At 40.5% G+C, this 16,907-nt stretch carries 14 protein-coding genes; all 14 read left to right on the top strand.

The window, feature by feature from the left end; translation table 11 throughout:
* Window positions 1-47: 47 nt before the first annotated feature.
* Entirely contained in the window at window positions 48-2,147 is a 2,100-nt protein-coding gene (locus K1X61_13265) for an aryl-sulfate sulfotransferase (protein ID MBX7109615.1), read from the top strand.
* Window positions 2,148-2,234: 87 nt separating this feature from the next.
* Entirely contained in the window at window positions 2,235-3,014 is a 780-nt protein-coding gene (locus K1X61_13260) for a T9SS type A sorting domain-containing protein (protein MBX7109614.1), read from the top strand.
* Window position 3,015: 1 nt separating this feature from the next.
* Window positions 3,016-3,693 carry a T9SS type A sorting domain-containing protein gene (locus tag K1X61_13255; protein MBX7109613.1) on the top strand — a complete coding sequence of 226 codons (678 nt, stop codon included), beginning with the start codon at window positions 3,016-3,018 and terminating at the stop codon, window positions 3,691-3,693.
* Window positions 3,690-5,417, top strand: coding sequence for a multicopper oxidase domain-containing protein (locus tag K1X61_13250; protein ID MBX7109612.1), 1,728 nt, complete (start codon window positions 3,690-3,692; stop codon window positions 5,415-5,417). The genes K1X61_13255 and K1X61_13250 overlap by 4 nt, the downstream gene beginning before the upstream one ends.
* Entirely contained in the window at window positions 5,414-6,880 is a 1,467-nt protein-coding gene (locus K1X61_13245; GenBank protein ID MBX7109611.1) for a T9SS type A sorting domain-containing protein, read from the top strand. Before K1X61_13250 ends, K1X61_13245 begins: the two co-directional genes overlap by 4 nt.
* 17 nt (window positions 6,881-6,897) lie before the next feature.
* The gene (locus K1X61_13240) at window positions 6,898-7,446 is read left to right on the top strand and encodes an AraC family transcriptional regulator (GenBank protein MBX7109610.1); all 549 of its coding nucleotides are present in this window, start codon (window positions 6,898-6,900) and stop codon (window positions 7,444-7,446) included.
* A 121-nt stretch (window positions 7,447-7,567) separates the two neighbouring features.
* Window positions 7,568-8,296: a cation transporter gene (locus tag K1X61_13235; protein MBX7109609.1), complete on the top strand. Its 729-nt coding sequence runs from the start codon at window positions 7,568-7,570 to the stop codon at window positions 8,294-8,296.
* A gap of 157 nt (window positions 8,297-8,453) precedes the next feature.
* Window positions 8,454-8,798, top strand: coding sequence for a hypothetical protein (locus K1X61_13230; GenBank protein MBX7109608.1), 345 nt, complete (start codon window positions 8,454-8,456; stop codon window positions 8,796-8,798).
* A 106-nt stretch (window positions 8,799-8,904) separates the two neighbouring features.
* Window positions 8,905-9,444 carry a DUF3347 domain-containing protein gene (locus K1X61_13225; protein ID MBX7109607.1) on the top strand — a complete coding sequence of 180 codons (540 nt, stop codon included), beginning with the start codon at window positions 8,905-8,907 and terminating at the stop codon, window positions 9,442-9,444.
* A gap of 61 nt (window positions 9,445-9,505) precedes the next feature.
* Entirely contained in the window at window positions 9,506-11,806 is a 2,301-nt protein-coding gene (locus tag K1X61_13220) for a multicopper oxidase domain-containing protein (GenBank protein ID MBX7109606.1), read from the top strand.
* Window positions 11,807-11,903: 97 nt separating this feature from the next.
* The gene (locus K1X61_13215) at window positions 11,904-12,224 is read left to right on the top strand and encodes a PKD domain-containing protein (protein MBX7109605.1); all 321 of its coding nucleotides are present in this window, start codon (window positions 11,904-11,906) and stop codon (window positions 12,222-12,224) included.
* A gap of 11 nt (window positions 12,225-12,235) precedes the next feature.
* Window positions 12,236-13,729, top strand: coding sequence for a multicopper oxidase domain-containing protein (locus K1X61_13210; GenBank protein MBX7109604.1), 1,494 nt, complete (start codon window positions 12,236-12,238; stop codon window positions 13,727-13,729).
* Between the two features lie 54 nt (window positions 13,730-13,783).
* Entirely contained in the window at window positions 13,784-14,638 is an 855-nt protein-coding gene (locus K1X61_13205) for a T9SS type A sorting domain-containing protein (GenBank protein ID MBX7109603.1), read from the top strand.
* Window positions 14,628-16,673: a choice-of-anchor J domain-containing protein gene (locus K1X61_13200; protein ID MBX7109602.1), complete on the top strand. Its 2,046-nt coding sequence runs from the start codon at window positions 14,628-14,630 to the stop codon at window positions 16,671-16,673. Before K1X61_13205 ends, K1X61_13200 begins: the two co-directional genes overlap by 11 nt.
* Window positions 16,674-16,907: the final 234 nt, after the last annotated feature.

Below are 16,907 nucleotides of genomic sequence, written 5' to 3'. Positions count from 1 at the left end.
CATTTCCACCTCATACTAATTTTCAATTATTTACAAAAAAAGCCCACATGAAATTTCTTCTTACTATACTTTTTTCAGCCTTCATTGTAAAAGAAACACTGGCACAATTCAATTACATCAACCCCCGACCCGGCTCTAAGGACCATCATCCCCAAGTAACCTTTGCTCTTAAAAATGGGAATTTCATAGACCACGAATCCCTGAAGGAAAAAGGCCTGGTGGAAATTAATGGTTCTGTCAGCGGTAAACACAGCTGGACAGCCCGGTTATCAGACGATAATAAGACTGTAATTATTAAACCTGACCATGTTTTTGAGTATGGTGAAACAGTGAACGTAACCGTAAATTCCAAACTTCGCAAAGCAACGGGTGAAAAGATTGAGGGAGTTACTTCTAACTTTGGAATTCGCAATAAAACTACTCCTGAAGAAGATGAACTGATACGCCAGGCAAAACTTCAATTTTTCATTGAAGAATATGGTTACGACCCAACAGAGAAAACCGGTGAAAAAATTACTTACCCGCTGGATTCCATGCCACCCTACACTATTAATGTAAATAATAATCCTGCACCAGGTCGTATTTTTTATACCAATCATGAAGATCAGACTGGCCCGAAGCCTGGAACCAATTCATTTACAACGATCATTGAAAATGATGGAACCATGGTATGGGCGCGTGATGTGGGTATGGATGGCCGTGATTTTAAGGTGAATAAAAACGGATATCTCTCCTATTTTGTATTTGCGCGGGGCATTTGGATGATCCTCGATTCAAATTACTATGTCATTGATTCTGTGCAATGTAAAAACGGATATGAATTGTCAACCAATTCCCATGATGTGGTGATGTATCCCGACGGCCATATTTTCATGTTTGCCTATGATATTTTATCTACCGATATGACCGCCTATGGAGGTTTGCCCAATGCCATGGTTCAATATCTTGTGCTTCAGGAGCTGGATGTAAACAGGGATGTAGTATTTGAATGGAGAAGTGATGACCACTTTCAGTTTACAGATGCCAATCAGTACACTCCGCTTACTAATTTAACAGTGGATTATGTACATGGGAACTCAATAGAACGCGATTTGGATGGCAATATCCTGATCTCCAGTAGAAACATGGATGAACTCACTAAGATCAACAGGGAGACAGGGAATATCATCTGGAGAATGGGAGGAGAAAACAATCAATTCACATTTGTGAACGATAACAATATAAAACACTTTGCATCTCAACACGATCTGCGACGCATTCCCAATGGCAACATCACTATTTTTAATAATGGGAATCACATGGTGCCGCAAGTCTCAAGTGTGAAAGAATATTCTCTTGACGAAGTAAATAAAATAGCCACGCTTGTCTGGGATTATGAGCATCCGGATGTAAACGGTATAAAGGTTTATGGTCCTGCGACAGGTAACGCACAGCGCCTGCCCAACGGAAATACGATGATCGATTGGGGTCTTGTTCCATGGGGTTTACCCAATCATACTGAAGTGGATCACAATAAAAACATTGTTTGGGAAATGAGTTTTGATACTATCGGGCAAAAAAGCTACCGGATTTACAAATATCCATGGGACCCGTGCAGCAGGATTACCGGTTTCACGATGAAAGCAACACCTAAACCTTTAAAGACTACCCTTGCATGGGGGCCGGCATCAGGAGTAAAAAAATATAAAGTGCAATACCGCCAACTGGGTTCCACGAACTGGATCACCTTGCCTTCTAGTAACAAAACCAAGGTGCAATTAACAGGACTGCTGTCTTCAACATCCTATGAATGGCACGTTCAAACTCTATGTAAAACCTCACCGCTCATAGTATCCAACTTTTCCATTCTCGATACATTTACCACGCCGCCTCAAAAATTGCTGAATGAAGACGTTCTATCTGATGATTTGCTTTCACTTTATCCGGTGCCTGCTACGGATAAATTGACCATTGAAATAGCTGAACCGGTTAATGCAGATATCAGCATATTAAATATGCTGGGATCTATCATGTATGTAAATCAACTCAATGACGATGAACAAGCTATGTTAGAGGTGAATACGCAGCAGTGGCCGGCAGGAGTATACGTCGTTCGGATTGACGATGGTGAAAATCCGGCATTGATGAAAAAATTTGTCAAAGAATAATTAATTGTACTCCTAGAACAATAATCATTCACAACTTTACCATTAATTCAAAAATAATTTCAATTACAAAATCAAAAACCAAAACAAATGAAACCTCTTTTCACTCTCGTTTTTACTCTTCTTATGTCTTTCCAGATCTCCAAAGCGCAGCAAACCGCCATGGATTTCACCATGAATGACTGTAATGGAGTAATGCACAATTGCTTTACGACACTTGATGCAGGAGATGTAATTATCATGGAGTTTTTCATGACATGCAATATGTGTATTACCGCAGGCAAAGAGGTAGAAGCCATGAAAGAGCAATTAGATGTGCAGTATCCGGGTAAAATTCATTTTTATCAAATGGGTTACACAAACAGTTATTCTTGTACAACTGTCGAGAACTGGATCAATAATAATGGATTCAACAGTGTACCATTTGATTCCGGCGCTGCATTAGTGGCGTATTACGGTGGATTTGGAATGCCAACTCTTGCTGTAGTAGCCGGCAGTTCTCATGAAGTGTTATATACCACAGTGGGTTACAGTAGTGGCGACACCGCAGACATTGCAACGTCCATTCATGGATTTTTTAATACTACAGTTGTTAACGAACTTCCGGCAGTGGAAGGCGCACTCACCATATTTCCAAATCCTGTGAATACTCAGTTTAACGTTCAATTTAACCTCAAAGAAGCAGCTGAGGTATCCATTGAATTGTTTACACTGCACGGCGACAAAGTTTCAATGCTGAGCACTGAAAAAATGAAAGCAGGTTTCGTGCAAAAAGCGTTCGCTGCTTCTTCATTTGCCCCTGGTCTTTACTTAGTGAAGACCACCATCAATGGAAACTCTTCTTTCAACAAACTGAATATTTCACACTAACATGAAGGGCATCCTAAATACGCTTGCATTAGCAGTCGCAATTACGTTTGCTGCTGCTAATGTTTTGCTTGCACAGAATTATGCATTGTCTCCTGGCGACAGTATTGTTGAAGTGGCAGAGTTCGATGATCTCACGGTGTATAACATTTTGCAGAATAACGTTTCCGGCGATTCTCTTTTCATGAGTTGGCAAAAAGTGAGCTCGGATGTCCCGCCAACTTGGGAAGCACTCATTTGTGATAACAATAATTGCTACGCTGACCTGAAAGAAAGCGGGGTAATGCATCCCGTAATTCCTGGTGAATATGCTTTCCTCAGTGTGCATCTCACCCCACATACTAATGCAGGAACTGCAATTATTCGCTATGTAGTTTGGGAAACAGATAATCCTCTATCGAGAGATACTTTGACCTGGATCATCAGTTCAGGAATCACTGGAGTTGAGAATCAAACCAGTCTTCCATTAAGTCTACAAGTTATCGGAGATCAATTGTTCATTCTTCATACAAGCATGATTGAGGAGATTTCTATTCTTAGCGCAGAAGGCAAAATTCTTTTCGAAGGAAAAGGTCAATCTCTCAATTCAGTAATAGACTTGTCTCAATTTTCTACTGGAATATATCTCATTGTTGCAAGAGGTGAGAATTTTCATCATACGCAAAAGATTTTCGTGCAATGAAATTGCCTGTTTCAATCTCATGGTTGATTATCGTACTGGTTTTTTCTATTGAAAAGACTACTGCACAGAATCCTCTATTTATTCCACCTACTCTGACCGGAACGGATTTCCAATTAAATGTGCAGGCAGGAACCAAAACCTTTTTCAGTGGATGGAACACTCCAACATACGGAATCAACCAAAGTTTTCTTTCTCCAACGTTGATATTTACCAAGGGGGAGACAGTTTCGCTACATGTGCATAATGGGATCAATACAACCACTACGATGCATTGGCATGGGTTGCATGTACCTGCAAAGGAGGATGGAGGTCCCCATCAAATTATTGAGGAAGGTGAAACCTGGGATGCAACCTTTACGGTAATGAATGATGCCGCTACCTATTGGTATCATCCGCATGGTGTGGGTAAGACAGACATACAGGTTTCAAAAGGCTTAGCAGGATTAATCATTGTGAAAGACAGTAATGAAGCTTCACAGATTTTGCCACGGACATACGGGATCGATGATTTTCCTTTCATTGTTCAAAGCAAAGCATTCGATGTACTCTATCAGATTGCTATAGCCTCAGAACTCGACACGGTCATGATGGTGAATGGCACAATGAATCCGTATCTGGATGCACCTGCGCAGGTAGTACGTCTGCGATTGCTTAATGCTTCGTCTTTACGTAATTATAATTTTGGATTCTCCAATAATCTTACATTTCATCAAATCGCGACAGATGGCGGATTGTTGAATGCCCCTGTGTCTCTTGCGAGAGTGAGGTTAGCGCCAGGTGAACGTGCTGAAATTCTGGTAGACTTAGGATCACTGCAAGACCAATCAATTTATTTAAAAAACTTCGGAAGCGAATTACCCACAGGAATATATGGTGCTGATACGGTAGGTAATGAATTCATTGCAATTCCGGAATATCATTTGAATCCTCTCAATGGTGCTGACTTTAACATTCTTCGTATCAACGTTGTAACACCAACAGCAACACCGGTTACTACTATTCCATCTTCGCTCAATACAATAACTCCACTGAATGAAAGCGATGCAAGCATAACTCGAACATTTCTTCTGGCACCCCAGGATACTATTGATGAGCAGGAAATGGTTGAAGGACCATTTACTATCAATGGTGTGCAGTTTCAAATGGATAGCATCAATGTAGTCACCTACAAAAACACGACTGAGATTTGGAAATTTGACAATCAGACCATGATTGCTCACCCCTTTCACATTCACGATGTGCAATTTTTTATACTGGATTCAAATGGAAGTATACCTCCACCAAACGAACAAGGAAAGAAAGATATGGTGCTCGTAATGCCAATGCAAAACGCACGTGTAATCATGAAGTTCGAAGATTATGTTGATGATTCTATACCCTATATGTTTCATTGCCACATGCTTCATCATGAAGATGACGGCATGATGGGATCATTTCTGGTTATGGATAGCAGCAATACATCAATTTTAGAAATTAAAGAACAGTATCCAATATCAATATTTCCTAACCCGGTTCACGATTTTACAACCATTACTTTGGCAGAAGTACATGACGAGGAAGTATCGTTGAAAGTCATCGATATATTGGGTAAGGAATGTAAAATCCAACAGCAAACCTTCGCGCAAAACATACAGCTTGATGTTTCATCACTCAGTGCAGGGATATATTTTATTACCGTGAACACTGGCAAGAAAATTCTTACTGGAAAACTCGTCAAGCAATGAAAAAGTTTTTACTGATCATGTTTCTTGCATCAAGCATTTTCACTTCTGCACAGAATACTATTACCTGGACGATAGAAACTGAAGTTGCAATGAATAGCTATGAAAATCTTCATCCCCGTATTGTAACGAATGGAAGTGGTGATGCAATAGTTATTTGGGGTAGGGCTTCTGATGAATCGATTTTTATTTCCCGGTGGGATGGATCATCGTTTACAATGCCTGTAAAGCTTAATCCCTCATGGTTAACAATTGCGACTGCAAGTTGGATGGGTCCTGATATAGCAGCTAAAGGCGACACCGTATATGTTGTAATGAAACAAACACCCGAAGCGGATATAACCAGCCACATTTACATTGTAAGTTCATTTGATGGAGGCATGACATTTTCAGATCCGGTACAAATAGATTTTATCGCTGATAGTATCTCAAGGTTTCCAACCGTAACAGTGGATGTGTTTGGCCATCCCATTATAGGGTTTATGAAATTTGATCCTGGATTCGCAAATGCGCGATGGGTGGTAACAAGATCAAATGACTTTGGAAATACTTTTTCTCCGGACGTATTGGCGAGCGGATGGTCAGGGGTAGGAGCCACCGTATGTGATTGTTGCCCTGGAAGTATTACTACTTCAGGAAGTACGGTCGCTATGCTCTACCGTGATAATCTCGATAATCTTCGTGATTCATGGGTCGGCATTTCAAATGATAGCGGAAACACGTTCACTCTAGGATTACCCATTGATCAGAATAACTGGATAATAAATATTTGCCCTTCGACAGGACCTGATGGAGTTATTATCGGTGATACCCTTTATTCCACTTTTATGAATGGTGCTGGAGGGATGAACTTAAATTATTTTAGTAAAACTTCTCTTTCTTCACTCACAGGTGCAGTAGGTATAGCTCTCATTGGAAATATTGCAGGAGTTTCATCACAAAATTATCCCCGAATTGCAAGTGCGGGAAATGCCTACGCTATTGCATGGAAGCAACATGTCAATGGAGGTGATCAGTTAGCACTCCGCTTCACCAATGAGCTTCACAATGGCTTGCCGGAAGGATTTGACACCGTAGATGTGAATGATATCACTAATACTGACGTAGCGCTTACTACTGGAAATATATTTATCGTTTGGCAAGATGATAATGCTGGTACGGTGCAATTTCGGCAGGGAACGTTTTCCTTAGCTACTGGACTTCCAAGTGCTCAAATTGGTAATTTCAATTCAGTTTTTCCGAATCCTGCTTCTCGCGAAATTACTCTTGATTTGTCTCTTGACATTCTTGATGAGGTAACCATTACGATAACTGACCTTACCGGGCGAAACATTTTTTCAACTGCCGTACCGGCAACCTCTCATCGTATTCGCTTTGATATAGCGAATTGGGAGAACGGAATCTATTTTCTCACTGTTCAATCAGGAAATAATTCTACTACTCATAAAATTTGCAAAGCAAATTGAAGCTCTTTATCAAAAACATGGTTTGTGATCGCTGCAAAACAGCAGTAAAGAAGGAGCTTATTAGTCAGGGTTTACATCCCGAATCAATAGAGCTTGGGGAGGTGACCATTAAAGAAGAGATTGACGATGAGAAGAAATCCAACATCAGAGCCTCCTTAATTCCCCTGGGATTTGAATTGATTGATGATAAAAAGAGTCGCCTCATTGAAAAGATAAAAACTGCTATTGTTCAATTGGTGCATTATTCTGACGAAGAACGTAAAGAGAACTTGTCACACTATCTCAGTCAAGAGTTGCAACACGACTATACTTATCTCAGTAATCTATTCTCTGAAATTGAGGGTATCACCATAGAAAAATATTTCATTGCACAGAAAATTGAAAAGGTAAAGGAGTTACTCAAATACGATGAATTATCCCTCAATGAAATAGCGGACAAATTAAACTACAGTACAGCTGCCTACCTCTCTTCCCAATTTAAGTCAGTGACAGGAATGACTCCTAGCCGGTTCAAAGTTTTGAATCCAGCAAGAACCCCTCTTGATAAATTGAACCGCAAGCCGTGATCAGCTTGCCATAAGTGTGTTGCTGATTGTATGTATATGGCAACTAACCTGTAAATCTTGAATTTCTTTTCCAAAATTCCATAACTCCTCTACGGGAAGACTATATAATTTTGTACCCATTATGACACATACATATAACATCACTGGAATGACTTGTAATGGTTGCAGCAGTAAAGTGAAAAGTCTGCTTCTCAAACTACCTGAAGTTCTATCGGCTGAAGTCTCACTTAACCCGGGTAAAGCTATTATTGAAATGAATAGCCACCTTGCTCTACCATCATTACAATACGCGATTAGCCCTGACAAGAAATATGTCATCTCCGAAGACATAAGCGATGTAATCCATTCAATGGAGACCGTACAGGAAAAAACGTGGATTGGAACCTATAAACCATTATTACTGATATTCGGATACATCACTTTTGTGAGCTTTATTGCAGCTTACAATAATCCGGTAATCAATTGGACTTCGTGGATGAATAATTTTATGGCTGGCTTTTTTCTTACCTTCTCTTTTTTCAAGTTGCTTGATTTGCATGGTTTCGCTAATGGCTATGCCACATACGATTTGTTAGCAAAGAAATGGAGGGCTTACGGGTTTATATACCCCTTTATAGAGTTGTTGTTCGGTGTATCACTTCTGATTGGTGGAAATCTGGAGTGGATTTATCTGGTAGTAGTCATTGTAATGGGTTTTAGTACCCTCGGGGTAATCAATAGCCTGAGAAATAAACAAATCATTGAGTGCGCATGCCTTGGCACTATTTTTAGAGTACCTTTGGGCACTGTAACTCTAATTGAAGATTTACTGATGGTGAGCATGGCCCTTTTGATGCTGATACTCATATGATAAGAATGATTTTTCAGAAGATTGGAGATTTTTCACTTCGTATGTTGAAGGCAATTTTCATACGAAAGAAAAAATGTTGTGAATAAGTAATAAATTGAGTTCTCTAAATTACATATCAAAATTAGGTGCAACAGCACTTCTTGCAATCATACTGTACATGCATGTCTGTTCAGTGTGGTGCAGTTTAGGAAGTGATTGCAACCACAATCAAGTTAACCAACAACGTCAACAATCGCACTCTTGCTGTAATACGAATGATAATACAGAGGATGCTCAAGATTGTCAGGAAGGTCATTTAACATTCTTCACAAGCACCGGGCAATATTTTGTCGGCTTTAACTCAGATTTTACAAAGGCATTTTCTTTTATACAGGTTTTTCTTAAACCTGAGCTTATCGTATTCTTTACAGAAGTGCATGAAACGTTAGCTGAATACAATGTCTTTCATCCACCACCTCCTAAAGCGGGTATTCGAACTCTAATCAAGAGTTTTCAAATTTGATCTTCTGCGCATCTTCTCGTCATTAGGGCGAGCTACGGTATTTTTTAGCAAAAAATATCTGTGAATCTGTTAATTCATTTCAATCAATAATCAAAATTTCTTAAGAATGAAAAATCTAATTATCACAATGGTAATTTTAACAACTGCCATTGTACATCCTTCATGTGCGCAAACAGTAAGTAATCCCGTAGTCATTGATAGTACTTCAGTGTTTAGTTCGGTTGTTAATAGTTACATGGAGCTCAAGGATAACTTGGCAAAGGATCAGGCCAATAACGCTCGTATTGCAGCGAAATCATTGTATGACGCCATAGGCAACGTGCCCATGGATAAAATGCCTTCTGATCAGCACGAAGTCTGGATGAAATACAATGAGAAGCTGAGCTATGATGCAGAACACATCAAAGGTACAGATGAAATTGATCACCAGAGGGAACATTTTATATCCCTCTCCTCAAATATGTATAAGCTCCTCAAAGAGCTTAACGTCCATACTGCAGACCTCTACTATCAGTATTGCCCAATGGCAAATGATAACAAAGGAGCCTACTGGATAAGTCAGCAATCGAAAATTGTAAATCCTTACATGGGTAAAAAAATGCTTTCCTGCGGGTCAACTAAAGAAACTTTGAAGGCAAAGCAGTAATTAATTAATGATCAAGGAGTCGCCTTCATTGGTGACTCCTTGTTTTAACCTTTCATACACCATGCAGAAATTTATATTGACCCTTTTGCTCCCTTTGTTTACTGCACCAGTTTTCGCTCAGCGAACTGTACGATACGATTTGTATGTGCGCGATACTATCGTGAATTTTTCTGGAAAAGATGTTCGTGCGATTGCAGTGAATGGGCAGATACCTATGCCGACACTGACATTCACAGAGGGTGATACAGCAGAGATATGGGTACACAATGAATTGAAGGAAGAAACATCACTTCATTGGCATGGATTGTTTTTGCCTAATGAAATGGACGGTGTTCCATTCCTTACACAAATGCCTATTAAACCGCACGCTACGTATTTATACAAATTTCCCATAATTCAGCATGGTACCCACTGGTATCATAGTCACAGCAAATTACAAGAGCAAATTGGTATGTATGGTATGTTTATTATGAACAAACGGAATGAATCCGAAATCCCTACGATACCGGTTGTATTGAGCGAATGGACTAATATGAAACCTGAAGAAGTACATCGCAGCCTTAAAGGTGCTACGGATTGGTTTGCTATTAAAAAAGGAACTACGCAGAGTTACACAGAAGCTATTGCATCCGGGCATTTCGGAGTAAAAGTGACGAATGAATGGAAGCGCATGAATGCAATGGATGTGAGTGATGTTTGGTATAACACTTTTTTAATTAACGGAAAAAACCAAAGTGAGTACACACAATTCAAAGCCGGAGATAAGGTTCGGTTACGAATAGCCAATGGTGGAGCTTCTGATTATTTCTGGCTGACTTACTCGGGCGGTAAAATTACTGTGGTAGCTACTGATGGTAACGATGTCGAACCTGTCGAAGTTGACCGTCTCATTATTGCTGTCTCTGAAACCTACGATGTCATTGTTACAATTCCAGAGAATAAGCAATACGAATTTTTAGTGACACCAGAAGACCGTACCGCTTCAGCGTCATTATGGTTAGGCAGAGGTGAAAAAGTAACCGCAGTAAAACTTCCACGTCTAAAATATTTTCCGGGAATGAAAATGATGAACGATATGATGGACATGAAAGGAAATATGGTTGAAATGGAGGGTATGAAAATGCAGAATCAGGAGATGGATATGAATGTGGTTATGTATCCTGAAATAACTGGAGAAGCGAAATCAAAAAAGAAAAACAAAAAAGAGACAACGGAAAAAGAGACACCAGAGGGACATGATATGCATAACATGCAAAAGCATGAAACCATGCCGGGAATGAATATGGAAAGTGAATCTGGAGAAATAGTTACTCTCAACTATGCAATGCTCCGGGCCACCAAAAAAACCACTTTACCAGAAGGTCCTTTAAAAGAATTACGGTTTGATTTAACGGGCAATATGAACCGCTACGTGTGGAGTCTCGATAATAAGGTTGTTTCTGAATCAGATAAAATATTAATAAAAAAAGGAGAAAACATTCGCATCATTCTCTTTAACAATAGTATGATGCGACATCCCATGCACCTCCATGGCCATGATTTTAGAGTATTAAACGGACAGGGTGAATATGCACCGATGAAAAATATTATTGACATTATGCCGATGGAGCTCGACACCATAGAATTTGCAGCAAGCGAGCCAGGAGGAGACTGGTTTTTTCATTGCCACATTTTGTATCACATGATGAGTGGGATGGGAAGAGTGTTTAGTTATGAAACACCCGCCAAGACTGATATAGCCAACGCTAAGGTTGCCAGACGTGGATTAAATTCCGATGACAAAAGATTTCATCTGATGGGGAGGGTTGGTATTGAAACGAATGGCAGTGATGGAGAAGTAATGCTTTCTCAAACCAGATGGGAAGCAAGTACGATGTGGCACCTTGGTTATCATGATGAACATGGTTATGAGAGCGAAACAATGTTAGGTCGCTATTTAGGTCGGATGCAGTGGTGGTATCCCTATATCGGTTTTGATTTCCACTATAAAGAAGAAGGCCACCCACATGATAATTTTTTTAGCCTGCAGGGTAGCCCGAAAAATATCTTCGGTAACGAAGACAAAAATATGTTCGGGCAAACGAGTAATAAAAATGATCGTCAAACAGTAGTAGCTGGTATTGCGTATACCTTACCGATGCTCTTTGTTGCAGATGCACGAATTGACGGAGATGGTAAATTCCGCGTTCAGTTGAGTAGAGAAGATGTGCCAATCTCACAACGGCTACGTTTTAATATCATGATAAACACTGATAAAGAATACATGGCTGGATTCCGCTATATCTTAACGAAATACATTTCTGCTTCAACTCACTACGATAGTGACATGGGGTTCGGAGTTGGTCTTACTTTAACTTACTAAAATTATTCATTCAAATAGTTGGTTTTTAAACTTGAAAAATTAAAACACTTAAATCAATACTTTTCTAATCAATTCCTAAAACGAAAATCAGATAATAATGAAAAAGAGGATTAAGTCAATTGCAGTAATTGTGCTGCTCACTCTTGCTTTTGCTTCATGCAAAAAGGACAGTAACCCTGTCGCCTGCTTTACAGTAGACAAAACAACCATCAATGCAGGCGAAACAATCAATTTCAATGCTAACTGTTCCACCGATACGTTTCATTGGGAGTGGGATTTCGGAGATGGCGCCAATGGTGAGGGAACAACTTTAAGCCATACATACAACAATGCCGGTACTTACACAGTAATGCTGGCTGCACACAATGAAGATATGACAATGATGGATGATGCCATGCAAACAATCACCGTCAACTAAAATTGTAACCAATGATCAGAAGAAGATTTATCAGAATCTCATCATTAGGAGCTGCCGGAGTTTTCTTCGGAGGCTCCTTACCAATGCTTACGGGTTGCATGAAAAATCACGATAGTATGGAAGACATGATGATGGGTGAGCCTGTCCCTGTTACTGAAGGAAGTTTTACCGACGCACTATCATTTCCTGGCATTCAATCTAACAATGCGTCGTTAGTGGCACAGCCAACTTCCGGTGGTTTGTACAATGGAAACAAACTGGCCGGTTACGGCTATCAAAGTAATGGCATTCTTGGCCCCACTTTAAAATTTAATTCGGGTGAATCACTATCTGTTAATGTTCAGAATAATCTCCCTGAAGCAACAAACATTCACTGGCATGGGCTGGCTGCTCCGGCAGATATGGATGGACACCCAACGGCTTTAATACAAAGCGGTGCATCATTCAATTACTTTTTTCCCGTCAATCAACGTGCTTCCCTTTATTGGTATCATCCGCATCCTGATAAGAAAACCGGTGAGCATGTTTTTAAAGGGTTGGCCGGACTGATGGTGGTGAATGATCCGGAAGAAGCCGCACTGAATCTGCCGTCCGGATCGGATGAAATTTTATTGGTGATACAGGATAAGAGAATTATGGCAGACAGCATTAACTATTCACCCACGGATAGTGAGATTATGACCGGCTATATGGGTGAATTTGTTTTTGTAAATGGCGTGTATGCCCCTTTTCATACCGTTTCAACAAAACAGTACCGTGTTAGAATGCTGAATGGAAGCAATGCACGAGTTTATAATCTTGCATTGAGCAATGGAGCTGCATTTTCAATTATAGGTTCTGATGGCGGATTGCTTCCTTCATCCGAAACAGTCAACTCAGTTTTATTAGGTCCCGGTGAGCGTGTTGATTTGATCGTTGACTTCAGAAATAATACTGTGAATGATGAAGTATTCCTGATCAGTAAGACATTTGATGGTGGCGATGTACAGGGAACACAGGAATTTAAGATCATGAAGTTTGTGGTGACGTTGCAGGAAAGTGATTCCTTTGTTTTACCCTCAACACTCTCGTTCATTACTTTTCTCAATGAATCAGCAGCCACAAAAACACGTAGCTTCGATATTTCCAATCCACATGGGATGGGACATGGCGGTCACATTACAGGATCAGGGCATAACATTGGAGGGAAAACTTTTGATGCAACCCGCATTGATGAATACATTACTGCCGGTGACATTGAAGTGTGGACATTTGATAACAGCATGGGTGGAGAGCCACATCCGATGCATTTGCACGGGCAGCCATTTCAAATTCTTGATCGCACCAATGGAAGCGGAACCATTCAGCCGCACGAAAAAGGATTGAAAGACACCGTGAATGTGATGCCGAAAGAGATCGTCAGAGTGATCGTTCCTTTTGGGTCACTATTGGGAACATTTGTTTTTCATTGCCATAATCTGGAGCATGAAGATGATGGAATGATGTTGCAATACCAAATGAGTTAATGAGCAGTTAAAATTCCAGATCGTCCAAAAACAACATGAAAAAACAATCTTACCATGACACAAATAAAATCTACTCTCATCATCATTTCAATCGCCGCCACCTGGCTGCTGTTTACCAATGGAGCAACAGACTTAAACGGACCTTGTGATTCACCCACTGTTGGCGGGCATGCGGGCGCACCAGGTTCACCCGGCTGCGAGTATTGCCATGGCGGCACGCCGAATACCGGACCAGGATCGGTTATCCTCGACCTGGGTAATGGCATTAATCAATATGTGCCCGGAACGACATACGATGCAACAGTTACGACGCAGCAATCCGGTATTGATAAATTCGGATTTGCGGTTACGGCAAGAAAGAGCACCAATGCATCCGTCGGCGACTTTATCGTGGTTGATACATTCAGAACCAGAAAATTTACGGAGGCAACAAAAGAATATTTCAGCCACACACCCTGCGGTGCTGATGCAGATGTGATTGGAACCATTACCTGGAATTTTCAATGGACAGCACCATCAATAGATGAAGGTGCCATCACCTTTTATCTCTCTTCACTCGCTGCCAATCACGACCATGATCTTACAGGTGATTCTGTTTATGCACTAACAAAGGTGCTTGATGTGGCTACTTCTGTAATTGAAACAGCAAGTGCGGTTGCAATGGAATTATTTCCGAATCCGGCTACAGATAAAATTTTCATCCGGCTGAAAAATGGAAATGCAGAAATCAGAGAATGGAATTTCGACCTGTACTCTTTACAGGGAAAATTGCTGATACAAAAAGTAATTCATAGCAAGGAAACTACAGTTGATTTGAAAGAAGCAAATCTATCAGACGGGATTTATATCGCTGAAATCAGCAACTTAGAAAATTACTACTACCAAAAAATAATTTTCAATGAGAAATAAAATTCTACTCTCTTTCATTGCGCTTTTATTTTCATTTTCAGCAAAGAGCCAGCAACCGGTTTGCGGATTCGATCAATGGAAGGCCGAACATCTTGCTTTTGTGAATGCCGCTGAATCAGTCATTCAAAATCATTTGCAGAATAGCGAAGGTTCATTGAGAAATTTAGATACTATATATACCATCCCGGTGGTGGTTCATGTGATTCATAATGGCGGCATAGAAAATATTTCCGATGCTCAGGTGCAAAGCCAGATTGACGTGCTCAACGAGGATTATAGAAAAATTCCTTTCAGCAATGGCGACGGCAACGGGGTGGATACATATATTCAATTTTGTCTCGCTAAGCTTGATCCCGACGGTGATTGTACAGAAGGAATTGTGCGGATTCAGTCACTGCTTACCAATCATGACAGCTATGAGCGAGCGCAATTGTCGCAACTGAGTAGCTGGGATCCATCGCGATACCTAAATATTTATGTGGTGAAAACAATTGGAGGGAGTGTTTTGGGATATGCTTCCTTTCCCGGAGGACCCGTTGATCAGGATGGAGTAGTGATGGTACACAATGCTTTCGGAACCATCGGTACAGTAACTGCACCATACAACCTTGGCAGAACCTGCTCTCATGAAGCAGGACATTGGTTTGGATTGTACCACACCTTTAACGGGGGTTGCGGAATTGACCTTTGTAATGATGGTGATTTGGTGTGTGATACACCACCTGTTGTTAATCCCAATTTCGGATGCCCCAATGTCAACACGTGCAGCAATGATTTTCCCGATGTGTATGATCAGATTGAAAATTATATGGATTACACCAATGATGCCTGTAAAAGCATGCTCACTGAGGGGCAGAGTGATCGCATGCATGCCACACTGAATTCCATGCGATTCGATATTTGGCAGCCGGCAAATATTTCCGCTACCGGTTGCGACAGCAATTATGCTTCGCCTGCCTGCATTGTAGTGGCTGATTTCATTTCAAATGGCCAGCAGGTTTGCCTTGGTAATACCGTTTCTTTTACGAATAAAACTTTGAACGATCCCACTTCTTTCGAATGGATTTTTGCAGGAGGAGATCCATCCACTTCCACTGTTTTGAATCCACAGGTAACTTATAGTTCAGTCGGGAGTTTTGATGTTACGCTCATTACAACAGGCGCAAACGGGAGCGATACACTCACACTTGTGAATTACATCATGGTATCGCCACCACAACCAGGACAAGCTATTCCTTACGATGAAACTTTTGAGCAGGCAATTTTTCCTCCCTACGGAATTGTGATTGACAATTCGGATAATGGAATTACTTGGGAACGCGACACCGTTGCCACACAATTTGAAGGAGTTGCTTCGGCGAAGATCAACAACCTCATCAACACCAACTACGGACAAGCTGATGCACTTATCCTGCCGGCTTATGATTTAACATCTTTTGCCGGATCGCCGTATCTCACTTTTCGATGGGCCTATGCAAAGAGTGATGTGAATTACTCTGATGAGCTGATCGTGTTGTTAAGTACAGATTGCGGCTTGAATTTCACGCAGGTATTTTATAAATCCGGAAGTTCGCTAACCACAGGTCCTACTCAGGTAACGCCCTATATTCCCGATAGTACTACTATTTGGAAGCAGGCCAAAATCAATTTGAATAATTACGTTTCATTCAGCAGGGTGATCATCAAAATTGTAAATGTTACAGATGGTGGCAACAACCTGTATATTGATAGTTTGCATATCGGTTCACCATCACTTACGATCATAGAAGAACTTAATGTGGGTTCTCCAAAGGTTTATCCCAATCCTTTCACTGATGAAATTGTAGTTGAACTTCCTGCTGCAGCAGCAAAAACTTTGCAGTTGAGTTTGTACGATGAATTGGGAAGAAAGATTGACACCAAAACTATTCTCACATCGGGAAGCGAACGATTCATTCACTGGAAACCAGCGTTGAATTCGCCATCGGGTTTACTGATATTTGAGATAAAAAGTGATGAATTTTTTTGCACAGAAAAACTGGTGCGACAGAAATAATTTTTTGAATGGAATAAAACCAAACCTCACCCCGAAATTCTGAAAGATTCTAACTGCTGCTTGACACATCTTATTCCAAAAATCCTATGAAAAGGGAAAGCTTCACACTTGATAATGTGTGAATTATGCAACTCTTTTCTGAAATTGTGTAATGCTTTCCGGAGTTAATGGACTCACCTTTATACAGCGAAAATTCATTCAAGATTCTCCACTTAACATTTTGCAGAACCGGCT

It is taken from the genome of Chitinophagales bacterium (assembly GCA_019694975.1).
In the GTDB taxonomy this organism is placed as follows: domain Bacteria; phylum Bacteroidota; class Bacteroidia; order Chitinophagales; family UBA10324; genus JACCZZ01.
The sequence above is the reverse complement of the archived record's forward strand: the minus strand, read 5'-3'. Positions and strand labels throughout refer to the sequence as shown.

Bases quoted from the DNA above. Each gene is read 5' to 3' on its own strand.
- K1X61_13265 (MBX7109615.1), top strand. From the start codon at position 48: ATGAAATTTCTTCTTACTATACTTTTTTCAGCCTTCATTGTAAAAGAA.
- K1X61_13260 (MBX7109614.1), top strand. From the start codon at position 2,235: ATGAAACCTCTTTTCACTCTCGTTTTTACTCTTCTTATGTCTTTCCAG.
- K1X61_13255 (MBX7109613.1), top strand. From the start codon at position 3,016: ATGAAGGGCATCCTAAATACGCTTGCATTAGCAGTCGCAATTACGTTT.
- K1X61_13250 (MBX7109612.1), top strand. From the start codon at position 3,690: ATGAAATTGCCTGTTTCAATCTCATGGTTGATTATCGTACTGGTTTTT.
- K1X61_13245 (MBX7109611.1), top strand. From the start codon at position 5,414: ATGAAAAAGTTTTTACTGATCATGTTTCTTGCATCAAGCATTTTCACT.
- K1X61_13240 (MBX7109610.1), top strand. From the start codon at position 6,898: ATGGTTTGTGATCGCTGCAAAACAGCAGTAAAGAAGGAGCTTATTAGT.
- K1X61_13235 (MBX7109609.1), top strand. From the start codon at position 7,568: ATGACACATACATATAACATCACTGGAATGACTTGTAATGGTTGCAGC.
- K1X61_13230 (MBX7109608.1), top strand. From the start codon at position 8,454: ATGCATGTCTGTTCAGTGTGGTGCAGTTTAGGAAGTGATTGCAACCAC.
- K1X61_13225 (MBX7109607.1), top strand. From the start codon at position 8,905: ATGAAAAATCTAATTATCACAATGGTAATTTTAACAACTGCCATTGTA.
- K1X61_13220 (MBX7109606.1), top strand. From the start codon at position 9,506: ATGCAGAAATTTATATTGACCCTTTTGCTCCCTTTGTTTACTGCACCA.
- K1X61_13215 (MBX7109605.1), top strand. From the start codon at position 11,904: ATGAAAAAGAGGATTAAGTCAATTGCAGTAATTGTGCTGCTCACTCTT.
- K1X61_13210 (MBX7109604.1), top strand. From the start codon at position 12,236: ATGATCAGAAGAAGATTTATCAGAATCTCATCATTAGGAGCTGCCGGA.
- K1X61_13205 (MBX7109603.1), top strand. From the start codon at position 13,784: ATGACACAAATAAAATCTACTCTCATCATCATTTCAATCGCCGCCACC.
- K1X61_13200 (MBX7109602.1), top strand. From the start codon at position 14,628: ATGAGAAATAAAATTCTACTCTCTTTCATTGCGCTTTTATTTTCATTT.